A 19,987-nucleotide genomic window follows, 5' to 3' on the forward strand; every position below is an offset into this window, starting at 1 on the left:
CGCCGTAGAGTGGCGAGGTGCTGGAAGAGGAGTACGAGAAGAGTCGGCGGCGCCTGCCCGTGCATCTGCGACGCGCCCCCGAACCGGAGCGGCCGTTCTCGTATGTGATTCGGCCGGCCACCGAGGCCGATATCCCCGACATCCGCGAGATCTACAACTACTACGTGCGCAACTCGGTCGTGACGTTCGACGAGAAAGCGTGGACGATCGCGAAGTGGCGTGACAAGTTCGCCACGTTGAAGCAGCTCGATCTGCCGTTCCTCGTCGCGGAGGCTCCGAGCGGACAGGTCCTCGGCTATGCGTTGGTGCAACCGTGGCAGTCCAAGTCGGCCTACCGCTACACCGTCGAGAACTCCATCTACCTCGGACAGGCGGCCTCCGGCAAGGGGCTCGGGCGAGCCCTGTTGGAAGCGCTCATCGATGCGTGCGCCGAGAAGGGGATCCGCGAGATGGTGGCGGCGATCAGCGACAAGGGCGCGGATGCGTCGATCGCGCTGCACCTGAAGCTCGGCTTCACCGAGGTGGGGCGGATGGGGCGCGTCGGTTTCAAGTTCGGCCGGTGGCTCGGCGTGGTCTACCTGCAGAAGAGCATCCCCTCGAAGAAGAAGCGCCGGAGGCTGTTCGGCTGACCGGGCGCTCCGTCGGATCAGCGCCTCTTCTGCGGCGGGGCTGCTTGCCGGACCTCGTCGATGAGCGCGCGCCACGGGCCTTCGATCTGCGTGTCGCTCAGTTGCGCACGATGAACGGCTGCCTCTCCCTGGTTCACCTCGATGCGCCACTGGTATCGGTCGGCGCCGGATGCCGCGGGTGGGGGAGCGTCCCAGGGGCAGCTCTCGACGAGCTTCCACCAGTGCGGGGCGCGACTCGGGTCGGGTTCGGTCCGCCATTGCTTGGACAGACCGGCGATGCCGCCCGATCGCACCACGATGATGACGAATCGACCGTCGGTGGTGTCAGGCTGTGGCATCCTCCGCGACGCCGACTCCGGCCCACGCGGCGCGGACGGCGGCGACCTCCTCCGACTTCTCACCGTACTCCGCCGTCGCGGTGGCGAGAGTGGCGGCGGCGAACGCCGCGAAGTCGGCGGCGGGGGTGAGGGAACCGCCGGTCAGGGTTCGGTACCAGATGAGCCCGGCCCGTTCCCACGCGAAGCCGCCCAGTCGCGTGGCGGCGAGGAAGAACGCGCGGTTCGGGATGCCGGAGTTGATGTGCACGCCCCCGTTGTCGTCGGACGTCTCGACGTAGTCGCGCATGTGCCCGGGCTGAGGGTCTTTGCCCAGGACGTCGTCGTCGTACGCGGTCCCCGGGGCGGCCATGGATCGCAGCGCGACGCCCTGGACGTCGTCGGCGAAGATGCCCGCTCCGACCAGCCAGCTCGCCTGCTCGGCGGTCTGCCCGAGCGCGTGCTGTTCGGCGAGCACGCCGAAGACGTCCGACAGCGATTCGTTCAGCGCGCCCGACTGCCCCTGGTAGTCGAGCCCTCCGGAGGCTTCGGTGACACCGTGTCCGAGCTCGTGGGCGATGACGCTGAGCGACCGCGTGAAGCCGATGAAGACGTCGCCGTCGCCGTCGCCGAAGACCATGCGCTCGCCGTTCCAGAACGCGTTGTCGTAATCGTCTCCGAAGTGGACGGTGGCCAGCAACGAGCCGCCGGCGCCGTCGATTCCGTCGCGCGTGAAGGCATCCCAGAAGAAGTCGTAGGTCGAGCCGAGGCCGTCGTAGGCCTCGTCGACGGAGCGGTCTCCGGTGGGCGCATCGTCTTCGGTGCGCACGCGGCGGCCGGGCAGACGCTCGGTGTTCCCGGCATCCGAGATCACACGATCCGGTGCGGGAACGGCCTCGGCGACGAGGGCGTCACCGTCGATGGAGAGCTGCAGGCGCGTCCGGGATCGGCGGTCGGGACGAGGGACGGCGAGGGTCTTCCGCGCCGCGGCGGCCGCGCGAGCCAGGCGCGGATCGTCGGTGGAGGCGAGCCGATCGAGGAGGAACGGGGGAACGATGCCGGGGGTCATGGGGCGAGGTTAGCGCCGGCCACCGACACCGAGGATCCCTTGTGGAAGGAGGCGTCCGGTGTCAGGCGGGCAGAGTCGGCACGGATGCGAGCAACTGGCGCGTGTACGCCGCCTGCGGTTGGAGGAGCACCTTCTCGGTCGGTCCCTGTTCCACGACGCGGCCGTCCTTCATGACGACCACCTCGTCGCACACGCTCTGCACGACGCCGATGTCGTGCGAGACGAGCACGAGCGTGAGCTGCTGCTCGGCGCGCAGCTCGTCGAGGAGTCGGAGAATCTGCGCGCGCACGGTGACGTCCAGGGCCGACAGCGGTTCGTCGCCGACCAGGATGCGCGGCCGGTGCACGATCGCGCGGGCGAGAGCGATGCGCTGGCGTTGACCGCCCGAGAACTCGTGCGGAAAGCGCTCGGCCGCGTCCTGCTCGAGCCCGACCTGTGCGAGCACCTCGCGGACCCGCGCCCGCCGATCGCCCTCGATCCCCAGCGCCCACAGGGGCTCGCCGACGATGCGGCCGACGCTCATCCGCGGATCCAGCGATGCGTACGGATCCTGGAAGACGATCCCGGTGCTCCGCCGCAGCCAGTGCAACGACCGCGCCGAGCCGTGCGCCTTCACCTCGCGGCCGTCGACCTCGACGGTGCCGGCCGTGGGGGTGTCCAGGCCGAGCATCAGACGCACCAGGGTCGACTTCCCCGACCCGGACTCGCCGATGATGCCCACGGCCGACCCCGCCCGAACCGACAGGTCGACGTCCTGCAGGCCGACGGTGCGTTCGGCGCCGCCGAATCCGCGCGTCCGGGGTGTCAGGTACGTCCGGGAGAGCCCCCGGGTGTGCACGATCACGTCGCTCATCCGGTGCCCTCGTCCCCGTCCGTCGCGTCGTGCGCGATCTCCGGATGCCACAGCGTCGCCGTGGCATCCCGCAACAGCGCTCGCGTGACCGGCGAGGTCGGCGATCGCAGCAGATCCTCGACCGCCCCCTGCTCCACGACGCGACCGTGTTCGAGGACGACGGCGTGCGTCGCGACCTGCGCGAGGACGGCGAGGTCGTGCGTGATGAAGACCAATGACATCCCGGCATCCTGAACCAGGGAGCGCAGGAGAGACAGGATGCCGGCCTGAATCGTCACGTCGAGGGCGGTGGTCGGTTCGTCGGCGATCAGAAGGCGGGGGCGGCTGGCGAGGGCCATCGCGATCGCCACCCGCTGGCGCTGCCCACCGGAGAGCTGGTGCGGGTAGCGCGCGACGATGCGCTCGGGATCGGGGAGGGCGACGCGTTCCGCCTCCGCGACGGCGCGACGCAGGGCCTCGCGCCGCGAGACGCCCTCGTGGATGCGGACGGACTCGCCGATCTGACGTCCCACGGTGCGGATGGGGTTCAGCGCGGTTCGCGGTTCCTGGAAGACGATGCCGATCTCGTCGCCGCGGAGCCGGGCGAGCTCACGGTCGGGCAGGCCCAGGATCTCGCGACCGTTCCATCGGACGCTCCCGCTGGCGGTCGCGGCATCCGGGAGGAGCCCCAGGACGGCCAGGGCCGTGAGGGACTTGCCCGACCCCGACTCGCCGATGAGTCCCACACGGGCCCCGTCCGCAACGGCGAAGCTCACGCTGTCCACGACCGCTCGTCCGCCCACCTCTATGCGCAGATTCTCGACCTCGAGGCTCACGCGACCACCCCCGGGACATGCGTCCGGGCCTGCGGAGCGCGTTCGGAGAGTGTCGGATCGGCGGCATCGCGCAGCGCGTCGCCGAGGAGGTTCAGGCCGAGCACGGTGAGGGTGATCGCCAGGCCCGGCCATACGACGGTGAGGGGGTGGACCGAGATGTACGCCTGGAGGTCGCTGAGGAGCACGCCCCACGACGGTTGTGTGATCGGGGCGCCGAACCCGAGGTAGGACAGTCCGGCCTCGGCGAGCACCGCGACCGCCATGCCCCACGACAGTTGAACGATGAACACCGGGGCGACATTGGGGAGGAGGTGTCGGACGAGGTTCTGCAGCGGACTCAGCCCGCTCGCGCGACCGGCCAGCACGAAGTCGCTCTGGAGGACGCGGCGCAGTTCCGGCCGGGTCACCCGCGCGATGTTCACGCCGAAGCCGATGCCGACCGAGAAGATCACCACGCCGAGCGAGCCGCCCCACACCGCGGAGATCATCATCGCGATGATCAGGACCGGGAACGCGACCAGGATGTCCACGAGCACCGCGACGCTCTCGCGCACCCATCGCACCGTCAGCGCACCCAGCGCGGCCAGGGCGAGGCCCAGGAGCGAGGCGACGATCCCCGCGCCGACGGCCACGACCACCGTGGTGCGCGCGCCCGCCATGAGCAGGCTCAGGATGTCGCGGCCGTTGCCGTCCGTCCCGAGGACGTGCGGCCACGACGGGTCGCTCCACCGGGAGCGGGCGTCCACGCTCGCCGGGTCGAAGGGCGTCCACACCAGCGACACCAGCGCCGTGAGGGCGATCACGACGACGACCAGGATGCCGAAGCGCCCCGTGCCGATTCCCCATAGTCGACGCAGCGTCCTCACGAGGCCTCCCTCTGTCGCGGGTCGACGAAACGGTGCACGAGGTCGACGAGGAAGCCGACGACGAGCACGAACCCGGTGAGCGCGAGGAGCTCGCCCTGCACCTTCGGCAGATCGCGCGCGGAGACGTCCGCGACCAGCATGCGGCCGACCCCGGGGAGGGTGAACAGCTGCTCGATCACGACCGCGCCCACGATGATGCCGGCGATCTGCAGCCCGAGGACGGTGATCACGGAGAGGCCGACGTTCGGGAGGCCGTGGCTCAGGAGCGCCCGCGTGCGGGTGAGCCCCTTCGCGGCGGCCGTGCGGACGTAGTCCTGGCCCATCGCCTGGAGCGTCGCGCTGCGGACGAAGCGGAGCAGCATCGCACCCTCCACGACGCCGATCGTGACGGCCGGGAGGACGAGCGCTCGGAACGCCGCCGCCGGGTCGTCCCACCCGGAGCGGGGGAAGCCCTGCGGGGGCAGCCACCCGAGCCAGACCGCGAAGACCACGACGAGCATCATCCCCGCCCACACCACCGGGACCGCCGCCAGCGCCTGGGCGCCGACGTTCAGCGCCGTGCCGTCGGCGCGACCCCGGCGCAGGGCCGCCAGCACGCCGAAGGGAAGGCCGACCGCGAGCGCGACGGTCAGCGACATCGCCGCCAGCGGGACGGTGACCTGGGCTTTGTCGGCGAGTTCTGCGCTGACGGACACGCCCGTCACGAGCGAGGTGCCGAGATCGCCCCGGAACACACCGCCGATCCAGTCGAGGTACTGCTGCGGGAGCGGACGCGTCAGGCCGAGGCTCTCGCGCAGCGCATCGATCTGGTCGGGGGTGGCTTGCGTGCCACCGATCAGCAGAGCGACGTCGCCGGGCAGGACGCGCAGCGAGAAGAAGATCAGCACGCTCGACACGGCCAGGCCCAGGACGAGCAGGCCCAGCCGCGTCAGCGTGTAGCGGATCACTCCGACGAGACCGTCACGCCCGCCAGCGGCAGGCGCACGTTGAGGGAGTTCTTCGGGAAGTTCTGGACGTTGTTCGCCACGGCGGTCAGCGGCGTCGAGAGGAACAGCCAGTCGGCGGCATCCTCGTCCGAGACGATGCGGGCGGCCTCTGCCAAGTAGTCGGACGACTGCTGCTCGTCGGTCGTGGCGAGGGCCTGCGCGTACAGGCTCTGCACCTTCGGGTTGTCGTATCCGAAGTAGTAGTTCGGGTTGGCGAAGTTGCTGAAATCTCGCGCCTCGACGTGGCGCACGAAGCTGAGGTCGTAGTCATGGTTGGTGTAGACGTTCTTCAGCCACGTCGGGAAGTCGACGGAATCGACCTTCAGCGTCACACCCACGTCGGCGAACGAGGAGACGAGGAACGTCGCGATCGAGCTCGGGTACACGCTCGGGATCGTGAGGGTCAGCGTCAGGTTCTCGGCATTCGCTTCGGCGAGCAGCTCCCGCGCACGGTCGGGGTTGTACGAGATGCTGTCGGAGAGATCTTCGTAGCCCGGGTCCAGCGGCGGGATCGGGCCGTACAGCGGCTGGCCGGCGCCGAGGGTGTCGATGAGCGCCTGGTGATCGATCGCCAGGCGCAGGGCCTCGCGGACGCGCTGGTCGGTGAGGGGCGCGCGGGCGTTGTTGAACGCGAGTGTGCCCTTGTCCGTGGTCAGACCCGATTCGATCTGGAAGTTCCCGGTGCCCTCGATCTGACCCCGCAGCTCGGGATCGACCTCGAGCGCCGCGTCGAGATCTCCGCTGACGGCCGCGTTGACCGCGGCGGTGCGGTCGGGGATGTAGTCGATGACGACCTCGGCCACGCCCGCCTTGTCGCCCCAGTAGGCGTCGTTGCGGGTGAGCGTGAGGCTCTGACCGGTGTTCCACGCCGAGACCGTGAAGGGACCGGTCCCGTTGGTCGCGGTCTCGAAGTTGGTGGTGTCGTTGGTCTTGAAGATCAGACCCGCACGACCGGTGAGGGCGAACAGGAAGTCGATGTTCGGCTGCGCGAGGGTGATGACGACCGTGGTCGGGTCGGGAGAGGCGATGGATGCCACGCCGGCGAGGTCGGCGCTGTTCTGGATCGTCGCGTCGTCCTTCGCCGTCTGCAGCGAGGTCACCACGTCGTCGGCGGTGAGCGCGCTGCCGTCGTGGAACGTTACGCCCGGGCGCAGCGTGAAGGTGTAGGTGAGCCCGTCGGGGGAGATGGTCCAGTCGGTGGCGAGCTCGGGGACGATGGCGTTGTCGTCGTCGCCGTTGCGGGTCACGAGCCCCTGGTAGACGTTGTCGATCAGCGCCTGTTCCAGGGCCGCGCCGCTGGTGCGGCGGATGTCGAGGTTCGACGGCTCGAGCGAAAGGCCGACGGTCAGCGTGGCGTTCGGGTCGGGGGCGCCGGTCGGGCCGGACGCGGTCGACGTGCCGGTGCACGAGGTGAACAGGAGTGCTCCGATCAGGAGCGCGCTCGTGGCGACGGCGGTTCGGCGCAGCATTGCGGGGGTGTCCTTTCGCAAGGCCCACGGCATCCGGGTGCTGTGGTGCCGTGGAGTGGGGTGAGACCAGCCTACTTTCACCCGCCGAGAGGGACTCCGCGTGTGACTCTCCGCGACGTCGGTGTCAGTCGCGCGGGATCGTCTCCCGCACCAGCGCGGCGAGGGTCGCGGGATCCTCCTCCTGCACGTTGTGGCCGGTCGCCAGGACGCGGACCTCGACGTCGTGGGCGCGGCGGGTCAACTCGTCGGCGTCGTCGGCCGTGACGAAACCGCGCTCTCCGCGGACGAACAGGATCGGGGCGCGCGTGGCTTCGATGTCGTCCCACCCGGTCGACGCGAGGACGGCGCGAACGGCGTCCGGGGTGCCCAGGTCGGCACCCGATGCTGCCGCAGCGGCGGCCAGGTGGGCGAAGTGGTGCTTCCACTCCACCCGTCCGTCCGCCCGCACGCGCGTGTTCAGGAAGACCCCGCGTTCGGCGGCCTCACGTGCTCCGCCGAGCCCGAACGACAGCGCCTTCTCGACCAGTTCGTCGCGGCTCGCCCAGTCGGTCGGGCCGGCGAAGAAGGCTCGGAGCTGCGCCGGTCCTCCGCTCGGATCGATGCCGGGGGTGATGTCGACGATCACGACCCTCGCGACGAGATCGGGACGGGATGCCGCGAGGGCTGCCGCCGTGAGTCCGCCCAGCGACTGCCCGACGACCACCTGCGGTCGGTCGGTCCAGGCCTCGATCGCAGCCGCGACGTCGGGGGCGAGCACACGACCGACGTAGGCGGCATCCTCTCGCCACGAGGAATCGCCGTGACCGGCGAGGTCGAGTGCGAGGGCCGGTTCGCCCAGGTGCAGCAGCGTGGTGTCCCACGTATGGGCGTTGAGTCCCGCGCCGTGCAGGAACGTCACGACCGGCGGGGCCTCGCCCCACCGCAGGCCGCTGAGCGTGCGGCCGTCGGGGAGCGTCAGGCTCACGCGGGTGACGACCGGGATGTCGACGCCGGCGGCATCCGCCTGCGCGGGGAGGAAGGAGAACTCGTCGGTCTCGGGCATGACGTCAGCCTGTCATCGCGCCCGGGAGGTCGCCAGCCCGGCGCAACTGCGCGACACCTCGGTCCGCGCAGATGCGGCGCCCGGGGTCGGTCCCTGCGCGCGAGCACCGCCGTAGGCTGTGGCCATGGGCGAGGAACGACGCGTGCATCTGTCGAAGAAGGCTCCTGAGGCGTATGCCGCGTTGCGGTCGTTCTCCCAGGCCGTCGGAGGGGTCGCCGACGCGGCCGGGATCGGTGCCCGGCTGCGCGAGATCGTGCAGATCCACGCCTCGCAGCTGAACGGCTGCGCCTACTGCGTCCGTGTCCACGTCGATCGCGCCGTGGCGGCGGGAGTCGACGCCGATGTCATCGCGCAGATCGCGACCTGGCGCGAGTCGGGGGTCTTCGACGAGCGGGAACGCGCCGCCCTCGAGCTCACCGAGTCGTTCACCTTCATCCACGAGGACGGCATCCCCGACGACGTGTACGACCGGGCGGGCGGCATCCTGAGCGAAGCGGAGTACGTGGCGCTCAGCTGGGTGCTCGTGTCGATCAACGCGTTCAATCGCGTCGCGATCGCGGGGCGTTACCCGGTCCCGCCGCGGCCGGCGGCGGCGTCCGAAACCCCCACCGCGCACGACCACGGCGGTACCGCGTAATGTCCCTCGTCTCGGGCGCGACGAACTTCCGCGACGTGGGTGGCCTGCCCGCCGGATCCCGTCGCACCCGGAGCGGGGCGCTGTACCGCTCGGGCAACCTCGTCCACGTCGATGAGGCGGGGCTTCAGACGCTCGCCGACCTCGGGCTGCGTCGCATCATCGACCTCCGCGACGACGACGAGGTCCGCTGGGCGCCGAGTCGCATCGAGGGGCTCGACGTCGAGGTGCAACGGGTCCCGCTGTTCCTGGGGTCCGTCGAGTCGTTCTTCGAGCGCGACGTGAGCCTGGGCGAGCTGTACGCCGAACTCGTCGAGGGCTCGGCCGCCCGCATCGCGGACGCCGTGAGGGGGATCGCGGACGCGCAACCCGTGCTCGTCCACTGCACGGTTGGCAAGGACCGCACCGGCGTCACCGTCGCCATCGCGCTCGCCGCGGTCGGTGTCGACCGCGACGCCGTCGTGGACGATTACGCGCGGACGGAGGGTCTCCTCCCCGCCGCGCGCAATCGTCAGGTGGTGGCCGGCATCCGGGCACTGCACCCCGAGAACCGGCACGCGGAGGAACTCGCGACGCGATCACCCGCACCGGTCATGCGCGCGCTCCTGGAGACCCTGGATGCCGAGTACGGCTCGCCCGCCGCCTTCCTGCGGGCGCACGGCCTGACCGAGGCCGAACTCGAGCGTTTGCGAGCCGCCCTGATCGAGTGATGTCTCGCTCTCGCCCTCGATCGATCCACGGCGGCAACACAGGTTAGGCAACCCTTGGTCGAGGGTATAGTGGATGCCATCATGTCCATCTCCGCCGAGCACAACGCCGCCGCCTGCCGATCGTCGCGTCACACGCGCGCACAGCACCTCATCACGGCCGACGAGACGTCGCTCGCCGAGATGGAGGCGCTGCTGGCGACGCTGCCGATCTGCTCGACCGGCCGCATCTTCGTCGAGGTCCCGGACGCGTCGTGGATCACGACGATCGCCGCCCCGGCCCGCATGACCGTCACGTGGCTCGACCGTTCGCGCCGCGCAGGTGCCCCGGGGACGGGCCGTGTGTGTGCGCCCGGCCAGGCCCTGACCCGCGCGGTGGCCGGATGGGCCGGCGAGATGCTGTGCTGCGACGACGACGCCACGCGGATCTTCCTCACGGGCGGCTACCTGGGCACGGCCGAGATCGTGGACGAGCTCACGTCGCGCCACGGTGTCGACGCGACCGCGATCCACACCCCCGAACGCTTCGGTCTCGCCACCGCTCGCTGACGGCGCGTTTCACGCTCCGCGCGGGACGTAGTTCCCCTCGACGAGACCGGCCTCGATCTCGAAGCGGTTGCGCAACGGGTCGCGACCGGCGAAGAAGTAGAGCAGGGGCATGAGGAAGCCGTAACGCTGCCACTGGCGGGCGTGCACGGCCTCGTGGCGGAGCACGGCGGCGCTGGGCGCCGCGTCACCGGTGAGGAAGCAATCGCCCACGCAGACGCCGCCGCGAGGGAAGGCCCACGCCGGGAGACCCCGGAACACCCACAGGCCGTTCCTCCGTTCGATGCGACCGGTGCTCCACACCGAGCCCCATACCCAGCCGACCGTGCGGCCGTACCAGAAGCCGACCCGGCTGACGGGGGAGTCGAGCAGGACTGCGGGGATGAACCGGTCGATGCGACGACCTCGCGCGACGGCTCGATCGGCACGCTCTCGCCATCCCTCGGGCGGCCGGGGGATGGGGCTCACGCGAGCGCCCCGATGAGGCGGAGAATGGTGCCGAGGTCGTCGACGGCGGCGGCGGGCGAGGCGGGGGAGAACTCCGTGATCGTCGCACCCGCCAGCGGCAGCCGCTCCCGGAGGCGGCGGATCGATGCCGCGACGTCGGTCGCCCGAGCTCCGAACGGCTCGGGGAGGGCGACCCCCGCGATCTCCGCGGGGTCCAGTACGTCGAGGTCGAGGTGCACATAGACCCGCGACGCCCCCGTTGCGGCGACGGCATCGGCGAGGGCTTCCGGCTCCGACAGCTCCGCCGCGGTGATCACGCGGATCCCGTGCTCGTCGACATACCGCTGCTCCTCGGCATCCAATGCGCGAGTACCCGCCAGGACGACGCGGGACGAGGGGATGCCGGGGCTCAGGCGCAGGAGGTCGGTGCCGTCACCGAGGATCGCTCGGAGCACCATGCCGTGGAACGCGCCGCTGGGGGAGGACTCCGGGGTGTTCAGGTCGGCGTGCGCGTCGATCCACACGATCGCGACGTCGTCAGCGGCGACCGCGGACACCGCTCCGAGCGCGACACCGCAGTCCCCGCCGATCGTCACCGCGTGCTCACCCGTCACCCCGGCGACGGCGTCACGGATGCGCTCGCGCATGCGGACGAGCGCGCTCGCGCGGAGCACCCGGGTGCCTTGGGCATCGCCGGCCTCGGAAGGAACCTCGACGGTCGTGGTCGCGGCGCGGGGAAGATCACCGGCGATGGCTTCGGCGCCGTCGATGAGCTGCATCGCGCGCGAGGACGACGAGCCCTGCCACTGCGGGGCGATCACGAAACGCGTCATGGCCTGCCTGTCGGAGAGGAGGAGCGCACCGCCTCGGAGGCGGTGCGCTCCCGGTCGATCAGAGGTCGGGGCTCGGCGCGTCGATGGCGGCGCGCTGCGGGCCGCCGGTCTTCAGCGCGGCCAGGCGCGCCTCGACCTCGGTCAGCTCACCCACGTCTTCGAGCGCATTGAACTGCGCGTCGATGCTCGAGGCGGCCAGTTCCTGCTTGCCGGCCGCGAGGGCCTCTTCGCGGCGGATCTTGTCTTCGAACCGGCCGAGCTCGCTCGTCGGGTCGAGGACATCGATCGACTTCACCGCGTCGTGCACCTTGTTCTGCGCCTCGGCGACCTTGGCGCGCGCCAGCAGCTCGCTGCGCTTGGACCGCAGCTGCTCGAGCTTGGCCTTCATGCCGTTGAGGCCGTCCTTGAGCTTGTCGACGACCTCGGTCTGCGAGGCGATCGTGGGCTCGGCGGACTTCGCCTCGCTCTCCGCGCTGATCTGGCGCTGCAGAGCGATCTTGGCCAGGTTGTCGAACTTGTCGGCCTCGCCGGCGTTGCCGGCGGCGCGCAGTTCGTCGCCCTTGCGACTGGCGGCCAGGGCCTTGTTCCCCCACTCGGCGGCCGCCTGGACGTCTTCCTGGTGGTCGCGCTCGAGAAGACGCAGGTTGCCGATGGTCTCGGCGATGGCCGACTCGGCGTCGGCGATGGAGTTGGAGTAGTCGCGGACGAGCTGGTCGAGCATCTTCTGCGGGTCCTCGGCCTGGTCGAGGAGCGCATTGATGTTCGCGCGGACGAGGGTCGAGATGCGACCGAAGATGGACTGCTTGGCCATGCGGGGTTTTCCTTCCTGGGGCGACACTGTCGAGTCTGGTGCCGGTTTCTACGAGTTGTCTGTGACGGCCGTTGCGGGCCGCGGGGCGAGCGTCAGAATCGACCCCCTCCGCGACGTGAACGCGACCCGGCCGACGAGGAACCGCGCGAGCGACCCGAGGAGCCGGACGAGCGTGAGCCGCCCCCGAGGCCGCCCATGCCTCCGAGCATGCCCCCCAGGCCGCCCACTCCGCCACCGCCGAATCCGCCGCGCGAACGCGACCCCCCGAGGATCGCGTTGACGGCGATGCCGCCGAGGATGGCCCCCATCATGTCACCGCCGCCGCCCCCGCCGCGGGTGCCGCCGAAGGCGCCGACGTCGTTCTGCGCGAGGGATGCGGCCTGGGCCGCGAGATCGGCGGAGCGTTGCGCGAACGGGAGGGCGGCGGCCGGGTCGGCGGCGCGCAACTGCTCGGCCTGGACGAGAGCCGCCCCGGCTTCGGCCAGCCGTGTCCGGGCGGTCGGCCCGACGGCGCCGCGGCGAGCGGAGATGAAGTCCTCGGTGGCGGTCACCTGCGCGCGCGCCTGGGCGAGGACGCTGTCGAGTTGCGACTCGGCGCGCCGTCGGCGTTCGGACTCGTCGCGGGCGGCGGTGAGCACCGCGTCGATCGCGGTGTTGGCCTGGTCGAGCGCGGCGAGGGCGCGCAGCGGGGCCGTGCGCGGGGGTGTCAACGCGGCGCGTCCGGCATCCAGCTGTGTCCGCGCGGTCGCGATGGCCCCCGCGATGCGGCCGTCGCTGTCAGGCAGAGCCGACGCGGCCGCGAGGTCGCCCTCGACCTCGGCGATGAGGTCGGCTGCCCGCGTCTCGGCAGACGAGAGGTCGGCCGCGAGGGAGCCGATGGCCCTCTCGAGACCCTCGGCCTGGGCGACGGCCGCTTCGCCGGCGCGGATCGCGACCGCGGCCTCCCCGTTCGATCCGGCGGCGACGGCCGCATCGGCGGCGGTGAACTGCTGCGCGGCCAGGTCGAGCCGCGCGCGGGCCTGGGCGGGATTGTCGTTCACGGTGACGAGGGCGTCGTCGGCGTACCGCTCCCGGAGCGCCGCCAGATCTCGGTCGGCGCCCTCCAACGCCGAGCGCGCAGCCCCGTGCCTCTCTCGAGCCCTCGCCAGGGCTCCGGGTGCGTCGGATTCGAGGGCGCGGAGCTCATCGAACGCCGCGGCCTTGGCATCCAGCGTCTCGTCCGCCGTAGCGCAGAGGCGGAGGATCTCCACGTACCCCGCACGTCTCTGGTCCGCCGTCTCGGGGACGTCGTCGTCGAGCTGCTGCGAGATCGTGAACGCGCGCTCGAGGTCGGCCTTCGCCTGCGCGAGGGCCTCGGAGTAGGGGGATGCCGCCGCGTCACCGAACTGCGCCCGGGCGAAGCCGAGGTCCTGTTCGCTGGTCTTGATGGCGTCGTCCGTCGCGACCAGGGCGGAGCCGGCGCGACGCGCGAGGTCGTCGAGGCTCTCGGTCGGGGGCGCGCCGGTGGCGGTGGCGCCGCGGCGGCGCCGCAGCCACAGCCACACCAGCCCGCCGACGAGCGCCAGGATGAGGAACACCACCAGGGCGATGAGCGAGACGTTGGGACCGCTACCGGCCGGGGTGGGCGGTGGAGCGGGCTGGGCCTCGCGCGCGGCGGCGGTGATCCCGGTCGCGGCGGCATCCGCCGCGCCGGCGTAGTCACCCGCCGCGAGGGCGGGCTGGACCCGTTCCTGCTCGATCGCGGCGAGCTGATCCGCCGTCAGGGCCCCGTCATCGACGTCGCCGGAGAGGTAATAGGCGCGGCCATCGACCGAGACCGCCAAGAGGTACTGATGAGGACCGAGGTTGTTGCGGTTGGCGGCCTCGTTCGCCCAATCCGCGGCGCTCACCGGTTCGGTGAAGTCGTCGACGAACACCACCCACATATCGAGCCCGGTCTGATCCGATAGGCGCAGCAGCCGCGTCTGCACCTCGGCTTCTTGCGCGTTGGTGAGCACGTCGGCCTGATCGAGGACGTAGCTCGACCCGAGCGAGGGTGGTGGGACGGCCCACGCGGGAACGCCGAGACCGAGGACGGACACCGCCGCGACCACGAAACCCGCCATGATCGTCGCCGCCTTCGGCTTTCGCATGCATTCCCCTTCGGCGCTGAGGACCCCACTCTATAAAGGGCCGTGGACACCGGGGAAGGTTCGGCGCGTCCGCCCTCAGCGCACGCGCGCGCCGCATAGGCTCGTGCGTTCGGAGGGAGCCCCATGGACGATCGCTACGGAACGGATGTACTCGCCCGCGGATGGCGCGAGGCGGGCCGCAAGAAGGCGGCTCAGGTCGCGGCATCCGCCGATCTCGTGGTCGAGGTCGCCGGTGACGGGTTCTGCGGAGCGGTGACCCGCATCGACGGCATGCACGTGGAGCTCGAGGACAGGCTCGGCAAGCGCCGCCTGTTCCCGCTCGGCGGAGGGTTCCTCGTCGACGGCGAACCGGTGGTGCTCGTGGCACCGTCGGCAGCCCCGAAGGGGCGCACACGGACGGCCTCCGGGTCGTTCGCCGCTCCCGAACAGCGAGCCCGGACGGCACGGGCCAGCCGCATCCTCGTCGAGGGCAAGCACGACGCCGAACTGGTCGAGAAGGTATGGGGCGCTGACCTGCGGGCCGAGGGCGTGGTCGTCGAATTCCTCGAGGGCGTCGACCTCCTCGGACAGACACTGGATGCCGAACCCCCCACCGCCGAGCGCCGGTACGGCGTTCTCGTCGACCACCTCGTGCCGAACTCCAAGGAATCCCGCATCGCCGACACGATCGCCCGGGGACGCCACGGCGCGTACGTGCGCATCGTCGGGCACCCCTTCGTCGACGTCTGGCAATGCGTCACGCCGCGGGCCCTCGGCATCGCGGCATGGCCCGAGGTGCCGCGCGGCATCGAGTGGAAGGTGGGGGTGTGCCGCGCCCTGGGGTGGCCCGCGGAGGAGCAGGCCGACCTCGCCCGGGCCTGGCAGCACATCCTGTCGCGCGTGACGACCTTCCGCGACCTCGAGCCGGCGCTGCTCGGCCGCGTCGAGGAGCTCATCGACTTCGTCACGGTCCCGTGAGCGGCCGGAAACCGCGCGAGCAGTCGCGCGACGATCAGGGGGAGCCCGGCGACGGCTCGCCTACCCTGGATACCATGGAGACCCCCGTCTATCGCGATCGCCCGGTGTCGTTCGTCCGGCGCAGCGGCCGCATGTCGGAGGCGCAGGACCGTGCGTGGGCGGAGCTGTCGCCGTTCTACCTGCTGCGGGTGGAGCGGGATTCCGCGGCCACGAGCGTCCGCCCGGGATCCGCCATCGACCCGGCCGAGGTCTGGGGCCGCCGGGCGCCCCTGATCGTGGAGATCGGATCCGGCCAGGGACACCAGATCGTCTCGGCCGCGGCCGCGCGGCCGGACGCCGACTTCCTCGCCGTCGAGGTCTTCGCCGCGGGACTGGCCCGCACGATGCTCGACGCCGAGCGAGAGGGACTTCGCAACCTGCGTCTCGTCGAGGCCAATGCGCCCGAGGTCCTGGAGCACATGCTGCCCGCGGCATCCGTCGACGAGCTGTGGGTGTTCTTCCCCGACCCCTGGCACAAGAAGAAGCACACCAAGCGCCGCCTGGTGGCTCCCGAGTTCGCCCGGATCGCCGCACAGGCTCTCGTCCCCGGCGGCACCCTGCGCCTCGCGACCGACTGGCAGGACTACGCCGACCAGATGCGCGGCGTCCTGGACGACGCCCCAGAATTCGAGCGAGCCTTCGCGGGGGAGTGGGCCGAGCGTTTCGACGGTCGGGTCCTGACCGCCTTCGAGCGCAAGGGGCTCCGCGTCGGCCGAGACATCCGCGATCTGACGTACACCCGGCTCGCGCCATGACCGCCCACGCCGCCGCACCCGAGCACGTCCGCCGTACCTGGACGCCCACGCTCGTGCCGGCGGCGTTGGTATGCCTGGCCGCTCCGGTGCTGTTCGTCGTCCAGGTCGTGTGGCTCGGGTGGATCGTGCTGGCGCTCGCCGTGGCATCCGCGATCCTCGTCGACCGTCGCGGCGGCATCGCGATCCGGCCGGCCCGGGATGCCGAGCCCGTGCCGAGCATCGCGCGCGACGTGTTCCTCATCGCGCTCGGTCAGTGCGTCGTGAGCCTCATCCCGCTGAAGGCCGAGCTGGACGATGCGGCCTTCGTGCGCTTCACGCTGGGGCTCGGGGGCGCCGTCGTCCTTCCCTACGTGATCTCTCGCTTCGTCTTCCGAGATCGGGCGATCCGCTTCCCCTGGCGGGGAGGCGGTCGATGGGCGTGGTGGCAGTGGGTGTGGCTGCTCGGGGTCATCGTGCTCGGCTGGCTGATCCTGCCGTTCTACTTCGTCACGTCGGGCGTGTACATGAACTGGCCGGTCGTCGACACGCCGGAGCTGATCGGTCGTCTGTTCGTCGGCGTGGGTGCCGTCGGCATCTGGGACGAGTTGTTCTTCGTCTGCACCGTGTTCGTCCTACTGCGGCGGCACCTCCCCGACGTGACGGCGAACGTGCTGCAGGCGATCGTGTTCGTATCGTTCCTGTGGGAGCTCGGCTATCAGGCCTGGGGGCCAGTGCTGACGATCCCGTTCGCTCTCATCCAGGGGTTCCTGTTCCTGCGCACCCGCTCTCTGGGGTACATCGTGACGGTGCACCTGCTCTTCGACGCCGTCGTCTTCGGTGTCCTCGTCCACGCCCACAATCCCGGGGCCGTGTCCTTTTTCCTCGTCTGACGGCGGCCGTCGCGATCCGCCCCGGTCCCCGCCCGGGCGCAGGAAGGATGCCGGTGCGCGCCGTCCGGCCGGGGTCGGCGACGCCACTGACCAGGCGATTTCCTGAATGTCAACCGGGAAGACGGGGTGGGGGCATCCGGTACGATCTGCCCTAATGCACCTGTCCGGGCCGGACACCGTCGTCAGCAGCCCACTTCCTCCCCGTGAAAGGTTCCGAGTGAGCGCACCGCCGAGCGAGCTGGTCCCTACGGTACGACCGGCCCCCACCGACGATCGCCTTGCGCCGCTGCGCGACCGCGGGCGACGCCTGCTCGACTCCCGCGCCGGTCGGGCTCTTCGCCAGTACGGCGAAGACGTCCTGCGTGCGCCGCAGGGCATCGAGCCGATCGAGCGCGGCTCGTTCACGCGTGTTCTGCTGCTGTGGGGCATCGCCCGCGTGGTGAACTTCGGCCTTCTGTGGGGTTTCTACTCCATCGCGAAGTCCGCCCGTTGGGGGTTCGGCCCCGACAGCGAACGCCTCGGCACGTTCTTCGACTACCTCACCGGATGGGACGCCGACCGCTACGGTCAGATCGCTGCGCAGGGGTACCCCATGTCGCTGCCGATGAACGTGTCCGGCGACATCCTGCCGAACAACTGGGCGTTCCTCCCGGTCTTCCCCTTCCTCGTGCGGACGCTCTCGGGCGCCACGGGGCTCGGCTGGCAGCCGGTCGCGGTCCTGATCAGCCTCGCCGCGAGCCTCGGTGCGACCTGGGTGCTGTTCCGCCTCCTCCGCTCGGTCACGAAGCCGCGGGCGGCCTGGTGGTCGGTCGTGTTTTTCTCGTTCGGCCCGATGTCCTTCCTCTTCGCGCTCGGCTACAGCGAAGGCCTGTTCATGCTGCTGATGTTCAGCGGCATGCTGCTGGCTCTCCAGCGCAAATACCTCTGGATCCTCCCGATCGGGCTCATCGCGGCCTACACGCGTCCCGGTGTGCTCGCGCTCGGTCTGGCCCTCGGCATCGTCTTCCTCGTGCGTTTCTTCCGTCGGCGCGTCGACCCGTTCCCCGTGCGCGAGTGGGCTTCGCTCATGGCCACGGGACTCACGATCGCGGTCGCCGGCCTGTCGTGGAATCACATCGCGCAGTACATCACCGGTACGCACAACGCCTACATCCGCACCGAGCTCGGGTGGTGGCTCGACTACGTCGGCAACGACGAATTCACGCCGTTCACACCGTGGTTCCGTCAGGCCGGGACGCACCTGGGCGTCGTCGGCATCATCCTGGTGATCGCGCTCCTCGTCGCCTTCGCGGCGCTGCTGTGGTCGCGTCCGGTACGGCGGCTGGGCCTCATCGTCGTCGCCTACGCCTTCAGCTACGGCACCTACATCTTCGCGGTCTTCCTTCCGCAGCAGAGCACGTTCCGTCTGCTCATGCCCATGGCTCCGCTGACGGCCGACGATCGCTGGTCGTCGACGCCCCGGCGACGCACCGCCATCCTGGTCGGCTGCATCGTCCTGCAGGCCGTCGCGATCCTGTTGCTCTGGACGCGCGGGAACCCGTAAGCCGCACGGCGGTCCGAGTTTCCGGAACCACGAAGGGGCGAGCACGCGTGTGCCCGCCCCTTCGTTATTCTCCGTCCGGTCAGTCCGGGCTTCCGCCCGGGTCGACGGCGTTGACGGTGTCCGCTTCCACGGCGTTGTCCGCCTCCGGTTCCGCGGTCCCGGTCGGTTGATCGACCTCGCCGGCCCCCGAAGGGTCGGTCGCGGGCTCGGGCGGAAGGGGGACCGTGGGCTCGTCCGGGCTCGGCGCCAGGGGCTCGGCGGGGGCCGCGGGGGAAGGATCGCTCGGAACCGTGGGAGTACCCGGCGTTCCCGGGGCGGTGGGCGGGTCGAGGGGTTCGGGGGTGGGGAGGGTCATGTCTCCAGCGTCGACGGTTGTGTGCCGTCCCGCGAGGGCCTACCGATCGACGGCGCCAGGGTGTAATCGTGCGGCTAGGCTCGGGCGGGGACAGATTCGCGAGGGAGTGCCGTGTCCACAGCTCACGAGGTCACGCGCCGCGAAGCCATCGACCAGTACCGCATCGTCGGGGCCCTGCCCGAGCCCGATCTGCAGGGGCTGGTGGAGCTCGCGGCGACCGTGTGCGGCGTCACGACCGCCGTCATCAACATCATCGACGACCGCGCCCAACATCAGGTCGCGGCGGTGGGCGTTCAAGCGGCGTCCTGCTCCATCGAGGATTCGATGTGCGCCGCGGTGCTCGTCGACCCGCGCCGGGTCGTGGTGCCGGACGCGCGGGAGGATCCGCGGTTCCGCGACAACGCCTTCGTGACGGGCGCGATCGCGGCCGTCCGCTTCTATGCGTCGAGCCCCCTCATCACCCCCTCCGGGGTGGCGATCGGAACGCTGTGCGTCTTCGACGAGGAGGTCGGCGAACTCTCGGATGCCAGCGCCCGCGCCCTCGATCTGCTCGCGCACCAGGTGATCGACGTGCTCGAACTTCGTCGACTGTCCCGTGATCTGGCGGAGTCGAACTCGCAGCTCGAGCAGTTCGCCACACAGGTCAGCCACGACCTCCGGAACCCCCTGACCGCGTTGTCGGGCTTCCTCGAGCTCGCCGCCGACAGCCCCGAGATGGTCGGTGCTCCGCGGGCCGCGCGCTCGCTGGCCCGAGCCGAGTCGGCGGCGGCACGGATGACGTCGATGGTGACCGACCTCCTCGACTTCGCGCGCATGGGCGGTGCTCGACCGCACTTCACTCAGGTGGACGTGGGGGAGGTCGTCGACGAAGTGCTCGAAGACCTCGACGGGGCTGTCGTGGGTGTCGGAGCGGAGGTCGTCGTGGATGCCTCGGTATTGATCCGCGCCGACGACACGCTGCTGCGTGTGCTGTTGCAGAATCTCATCGCCAACGCCGTGAAGTTCACCTCGGCGGCGGGGCGGACACCGCACGTGTTCGTCACGGTGCAGGCGATGCCCGACGGGTGGCGCATCCTGGTGGACGACAACGGCGAGGCGGTCGATCCGATGCTGCGTGACCGCATGTTCGAGCCGATGCAGCGCGGTCACGACGCCGAGGTACAGGGTCTCGGCATCGGGCTCGCGACGTGTCGGCGCATCGCTCAAGCACATGGCGGCCACATCGGGCTGGACCGATCGCCCGCCGGGGGGACCCGTGCCTGGGTCGTCCTCCCGGCCGACGTGGCGGCGTGATCGTCTAACGGTCGCGGTGCGCG

The 19,987-nt window shown here is 70.7% G+C and carries 22 protein-coding genes; 9 read left to right on the forward strand and 13 right to left on the reverse strand.

The features are described 5' to 3' along the window. Positions 1–17 precede the first annotated feature (17 nt). Positions 18–629, forward strand: coding sequence for a GNAT family N-acetyltransferase (locus AC3WLZ_RS04605; RefSeq protein WP_492469240.1), 612 nt, complete (start codon positions 18–20; stop codon positions 627–629). Positions 630–646: 17 nt separating this feature from the next. Here the strand turns inward: AC3WLZ_RS04605 and AC3WLZ_RS04610 are convergent, their stop codons facing one another. The 8 genes from AC3WLZ_RS04610 to AC3WLZ_RS04645 form a co-directional block, all read right to left on the reverse strand. Next, the gene (locus AC3WLZ_RS04610) at positions 647–967 is read right to left on the reverse strand and encodes a protealysin inhibitor emfourin (RefSeq protein WP_492469241.1); all 321 of its coding nucleotides are present in this window, start codon (positions 965–967) and stop codon (positions 647–649) included. After that, positions 954–2,012: a M4 family metallopeptidase gene (locus AC3WLZ_RS04615; RefSeq protein ID WP_412923915.1), complete on the reverse strand. Its 1,059-nt coding sequence runs from the start codon at positions 2,010–2,012 to the stop codon at positions 954–956. Before AC3WLZ_RS04615 ends, AC3WLZ_RS04610 begins: the two co-directional genes overlap by 14 nt. Before the next feature lie 61 nt (positions 2,013–2,073). Further along, the gene (locus AC3WLZ_RS04620; protein WP_412923916.1) at positions 2,074–2,865 is read right to left on the reverse strand and encodes an ABC transporter ATP-binding protein; all 792 of its coding nucleotides are present in this window, start codon (positions 2,863–2,865) and stop codon (positions 2,074–2,076) included. After that, positions 2,862–3,680 carry an ATP-binding cassette domain-containing protein gene (locus AC3WLZ_RS04625; protein WP_412923917.1) on the reverse strand — a complete coding sequence of 273 codons (819 nt, stop codon included), beginning with the start codon at positions 3,678–3,680 and terminating at the stop codon, positions 2,862–2,864. The genes AC3WLZ_RS04620 and AC3WLZ_RS04625 overlap by 4 nt, the downstream gene beginning before the upstream one ends. Next, positions 3,677–4,546, reverse strand: coding sequence for an ABC transporter permease (locus AC3WLZ_RS04630; RefSeq protein WP_412923918.1), 870 nt, complete (start codon positions 4,544–4,546; stop codon positions 3,677–3,679). Before AC3WLZ_RS04630 ends, AC3WLZ_RS04625 begins: the two co-directional genes overlap by 4 nt. Continuing rightward, positions 4,543–5,493 (reverse strand): ABC transporter permease, encoded by a 951-nt coding sequence (locus AC3WLZ_RS04635; RefSeq protein WP_412923919.1) that lies wholly within the window; start codon positions 5,491–5,493, stop codon positions 4,543–4,545. The genes AC3WLZ_RS04630 and AC3WLZ_RS04635 overlap by 4 nt, the downstream gene beginning before the upstream one ends. After that, positions 5,490–7,001 carry an ABC transporter substrate-binding protein gene (locus AC3WLZ_RS04640; RefSeq protein WP_412923920.1) on the reverse strand — a complete coding sequence of 504 codons (1,512 nt, stop codon included), beginning with the start codon at positions 6,999–7,001 and terminating at the stop codon, positions 5,490–5,492. Before AC3WLZ_RS04640 ends, AC3WLZ_RS04635 begins: the two co-directional genes overlap by 4 nt. Before the next feature lie 124 nt (positions 7,002–7,125). Then, the gene (locus AC3WLZ_RS04645) at positions 7,126–8,043 is read right to left on the reverse strand and encodes an alpha/beta fold hydrolase (protein WP_492469242.1); all 918 of its coding nucleotides are present in this window, start codon (positions 8,041–8,043) and stop codon (positions 7,126–7,128) included. A 124-nt stretch (positions 8,044–8,167) separates the two neighbouring features. On the opposite strand from AC3WLZ_RS04645, the gene AC3WLZ_RS04650 reads away from it, so the two are divergent. From AC3WLZ_RS04650 to AC3WLZ_RS04660, 3 genes are all read left to right on the forward strand, one after another. Beyond that, the gene (locus AC3WLZ_RS04650; protein WP_412923922.1) at positions 8,168–8,680 is read left to right on the forward strand and encodes a carboxymuconolactone decarboxylase family protein; all 513 of its coding nucleotides are present in this window, start codon (positions 8,168–8,170) and stop codon (positions 8,678–8,680) included. Then, positions 8,680–9,387 carry a tyrosine-protein phosphatase gene (locus AC3WLZ_RS04655; protein WP_492469243.1) on the forward strand — a complete coding sequence of 236 codons (708 nt, stop codon included), beginning with the start codon at positions 8,680–8,682 and terminating at the stop codon, positions 9,385–9,387. Before AC3WLZ_RS04650 ends, AC3WLZ_RS04655 begins: the two co-directional genes overlap by 1 nt. An 81-nt stretch (positions 9,388–9,468) precedes the next feature. Beyond that, positions 9,469–9,933, forward strand: a complete 465-nt coding sequence (locus AC3WLZ_RS04660) for an SIP domain-containing protein (protein WP_492469244.1) — start codon at positions 9,469–9,471, stop codon at positions 9,931–9,933. Between the two features lie 9 nt (positions 9,934–9,942). On the opposite strand, the gene AC3WLZ_RS04665 is transcribed toward AC3WLZ_RS04660, so the two are convergent. The 4 genes from AC3WLZ_RS04665 to AC3WLZ_RS04680 all read right to left on the reverse strand — a co-directional run bounded on the left by AC3WLZ_RS04665 (position 9,943) and on the right by AC3WLZ_RS04680 (position 14,153). Then, a complete protein-coding gene (locus tag AC3WLZ_RS04665) occupies positions 9,943–10,398 on the reverse strand; it encodes a Fe-S oxidoreductase (RefSeq protein WP_412923925.1) in 456 nt (151 codons plus the stop codon). Beyond that, positions 10,395–11,210 (reverse strand): arginase family protein, encoded by an 816-nt coding sequence (locus AC3WLZ_RS04670; protein ID WP_412923926.1) that lies wholly within the window; start codon positions 11,208–11,210, stop codon positions 10,395–10,397. Before AC3WLZ_RS04670 ends, AC3WLZ_RS04665 begins: the two co-directional genes overlap by 4 nt. A gap of 58 nt (positions 11,211–11,268) precedes the next feature. Then, positions 11,269–12,021 carry a PspA/IM30 family protein gene (locus tag AC3WLZ_RS04675; protein WP_412923927.1) on the reverse strand — a complete coding sequence of 251 codons (753 nt, stop codon included), beginning with the start codon at positions 12,019–12,021 and terminating at the stop codon, positions 11,269–11,271. 92 nt (positions 12,022–12,113) lie between these two features. Next, positions 12,114–14,153, reverse strand: coding sequence for a TPM domain-containing protein (locus tag AC3WLZ_RS04680; RefSeq protein ID WP_492469245.1), 2,040 nt, complete (start codon positions 14,151–14,153; stop codon positions 12,114–12,116). Positions 14,154–14,276: 123 nt separating this feature from the next. On the opposite strand from AC3WLZ_RS04680, the gene AC3WLZ_RS04685 reads away from it, so the two are divergent. From AC3WLZ_RS04685 to AC3WLZ_RS04700, 4 genes are all read left to right on the forward strand, one after another. Then, on the forward strand, positions 14,277–15,110 hold the full coding sequence (locus tag AC3WLZ_RS04685; RefSeq protein WP_412923929.1) for a DUF3097 domain-containing protein: 834 nt from the start codon (positions 14,277–14,279) through the stop codon (positions 15,108–15,110). Between the two features lie 74 nt (positions 15,111–15,184). After that, positions 15,185–15,904 carry a tRNA (guanosine(46)-N7)-methyltransferase TrmB gene (gene trmB / locus AC3WLZ_RS04690; protein ID WP_492469246.1) on the forward strand — a complete coding sequence of 240 codons (720 nt, stop codon included), beginning with the start codon at positions 15,185–15,187 and terminating at the stop codon, positions 15,902–15,904. After that, positions 15,901–16,773 carry a CPBP family intramembrane glutamic endopeptidase gene (locus tag AC3WLZ_RS04695; RefSeq protein ID WP_492469247.1) on the forward strand — a complete coding sequence of 291 codons (873 nt, stop codon included), beginning with the start codon at positions 15,901–15,903 and terminating at the stop codon, positions 16,771–16,773. The genes trmB and AC3WLZ_RS04695 overlap by 4 nt, the downstream gene beginning before the upstream one ends. Positions 16,774–16,990: 217 nt before the next feature. Continuing rightward, positions 16,991–18,316, forward strand: coding sequence for a glycosyltransferase family protein (locus AC3WLZ_RS04700; protein ID WP_412923932.1), 1,326 nt, complete (start codon positions 16,991–16,993; stop codon positions 18,314–18,316). A gap of 79 nt (positions 18,317–18,395) precedes the next feature. Here the strand turns inward: AC3WLZ_RS04700 and AC3WLZ_RS04705 are convergent, their stop codons facing one another. Further along, a complete protein-coding gene (locus AC3WLZ_RS04705) occupies positions 18,396–18,671 on the reverse strand; it encodes a hypothetical protein (RefSeq protein WP_412923933.1) in 276 nt (91 codons plus the stop codon). 111 nt (positions 18,672–18,782) lie between these two features. Here AC3WLZ_RS04705 and AC3WLZ_RS04710 point away from each other — a divergent pair, with 111 nt between their 5' ends. Next, positions 18,783–19,964 carry a sensor histidine kinase gene (locus AC3WLZ_RS04710; RefSeq protein ID WP_412923934.1) on the forward strand — a complete coding sequence of 394 codons (1,182 nt, stop codon included), beginning with the start codon at positions 18,783–18,785 and terminating at the stop codon, positions 19,962–19,964. Positions 19,965–19,987: the final 23 nt, after the last annotated feature.

The sequence above is a fragment of the Microbacterium sp. FW305-3-2-15-F-LB2 genome, from assembly GCF_058787255.1.